The sequence below is a fragment of the Sporosarcina sp. Y838 genome, assembly GCF_056786515.1.
Genome location: NZ_JBXCJD010000042.1, coordinates 1 through 1,611 on the forward strand (window position 1 = coordinate 1; position 1,611 = coordinate 1,611).

General features: G+C 48.2%; 13 tRNA genes and 1 rRNA gene. All 14 read right to left on the minus strand.

The features are described from left to right. Positions 1-10 precede the first annotated feature (10 nt). Positions 11-85: transfer RNA gene (locus AC1TO4_RS19715), tRNA-Met, on the minus strand. A gap of 41 nt (positions 86-126) precedes the next feature. After that, positions 127-219 (minus strand) — tRNA-Ser (locus tag AC1TO4_RS19720). A 20-nt stretch (positions 220-239) separates the two neighbouring features. Further along, a tRNA-Ile gene (locus tag AC1TO4_RS19725) sits at positions 240-316 on the minus strand. Positions 317-323: 7 nt separating this feature from the next. Beyond that, positions 324-397 (minus strand) — tRNA-Met (locus AC1TO4_RS19730). Positions 398-423: 26 nt separating this feature from the next. After that, positions 424-499, minus strand: a tRNA-Ala gene (locus tag AC1TO4_RS19735). 82 nt (positions 500-581) lie between these two features. Next, positions 582-658: transfer RNA gene (locus AC1TO4_RS19740), tRNA-Pro, on the minus strand. A 24-nt stretch (positions 659-682) separates the two neighbouring features. Beyond that, positions 683-759 (minus strand) — tRNA-Arg (locus AC1TO4_RS19745). Between the two features lie 23 nt (positions 760-782). After that, positions 783-868 (minus strand) — tRNA-Leu (locus AC1TO4_RS19750). A gap of 7 nt (positions 869-875) precedes the next feature. Beyond that, positions 876-950, minus strand: a tRNA-Gly gene (locus AC1TO4_RS19755). Between the two features lie 8 nt (positions 951-958). Continuing rightward, positions 959-1,040, minus strand: a tRNA-Leu gene (locus tag AC1TO4_RS19760). A 31-nt stretch (positions 1,041-1,071) separates the two neighbouring features. Then, positions 1,072-1,147 (minus strand) — tRNA-Lys (locus AC1TO4_RS19765). Between the two features lie 6 nt (positions 1,148-1,153). Beyond that, a tRNA-Thr gene (locus AC1TO4_RS19770) sits at positions 1,154-1,229 on the minus strand. Between the two features lie 66 nt (positions 1,230-1,295). Beyond that, a tRNA-Val gene (locus tag AC1TO4_RS19775) sits at positions 1,296-1,371 on the minus strand. Between the two features lie 141 nt (positions 1,372-1,512). Continuing rightward, positions 1,513-1,611: ribosomal RNA gene (rrf, locus tag AC1TO4_RS19780) — 5S ribosomal RNA — on the minus strand; the annotation flags it as partial.

The following is a 1,611-nucleotide window of genomic DNA, read 5'->3' on the forward strand; positions in this document are numbered from 1 at the left end:
CGGGACCATTTGGTTGCGGGGGCAGGATTTGAACCTGCGACCTTCGGGTTATGAGCCCGACGAGATACCACTTCTCCACCCCGCGACAACAATATAAGTATTATTTAATTTTACCACTAGTGAAAATGGAGGAGGTAGAGGGATTCGAACCCCCGCGGGATTTGACTCCCCTGTCGGTTTTCAAGACCGATCCCTTCAGCCGAGCTTGGGTATACCTCCATGGCTGTATAATAAATAAGTGGTGGACCTTGCAGGACTCGAACCTGCGACCGGACGGTTATGAGCCGTCTGCTCTAACCAACTGAGCTAAAGGTCCTTTAAGATGGCGGCAGAGGGGATCGAACCCCCGACCTCACGGGTATGAACCGTACGCTCTAGCCAGCTGAGCTACGCCGCCAGGATAATTAATATAGTTTTTGTAATTGGTGGAGCCTAGCGGGATCGAACCGCTGACCTCCTGCGTGCAAGGCAGGCGCTCTCCCAGCTGAGCTAAGGCCCCAAAGTAAGGGTTAGTTAATTAAGTAATAATCCCACTTAAGATGATAGCTTATTTATGCGGTGATTCTGCTTAAAAAGCTTAATGGTCGGGAAGACAGGATTCGAACCTGCGACCCCTTGGTCCCAAACCAAGTGCTCTACCAAGCTGAGCTACGTCCCGAAATTTATTAGAAATAAAATATAATGGTGCGCCCGGCAGAAGTCGAATCCACAACCTCCTGATCCGTAGTCAGGTGCTCTATCCAATTGAGCTACGAGCGCATATAAGTGTAAAAAATTATTTATGCCGAGAACCGGAATCGAACCGGTACGATAGTCACCTATCGCAGGATTTTAAGTCCTGTGCGTCTGCCAGTTCCGCCACCCCGGCAAAAATATGGAGCGGAAGACGGGATTCGAACCCGCGACCCCGACCTTGGCAAGGTCGTATTCTACCACTGAACTACTTCCGCACTATAAGTGCGGGTAAAGGGAGTCGAACCCCCACGCCCGAAGGCACTAGATCCTAAGTCTAGCGCGTCTGCCAGTTCCGCCATACCCGCAATATATAAAATGATCTTATTTCATAAGAAATGGTGAGCCATGCAGGATTCGAACCTGCGACCCTCTGATTAAAAGTCAGATGCTCTACCAACTGAGCTAATGGCTCGAAAAGTGGTGCCGGAGAAAGGACTTGAACCCTCAACCTACTGATTACAAGTCAGTTGCTCTACCAGTTGAGCTACTCCGGCATTATTCATACGAAGTGAATCCGTAATGAAATTTCTTTAAAACGAAAGTTCGTGTTTTAAAAAACTTGGTGGAGGATGACGGGCTCGAACCGCCGACCCCCTGCTTGTAAGGCAGGTGCTCTCCCAGCTGAGCTAATCCTCCTGGGTAATCATTTCAACAAACTAAATAAAGTTTAAACATTTCTACTTACTCAATCATTTCTATGTATTAATGGCTTGTCCCAAATAATGAGTCTTAAGCTTCTTATTACAAAGATCTAAACTGTATGTAATGAATGTTTAGGCCCGGCGACGTCCTACTCTCACAGGGGGAAACCCCCAACTACCATCGGCGCTGAAGAGCTTAACTTCCGTGTTCGGTATGGGAACGGGTGTGACCTCT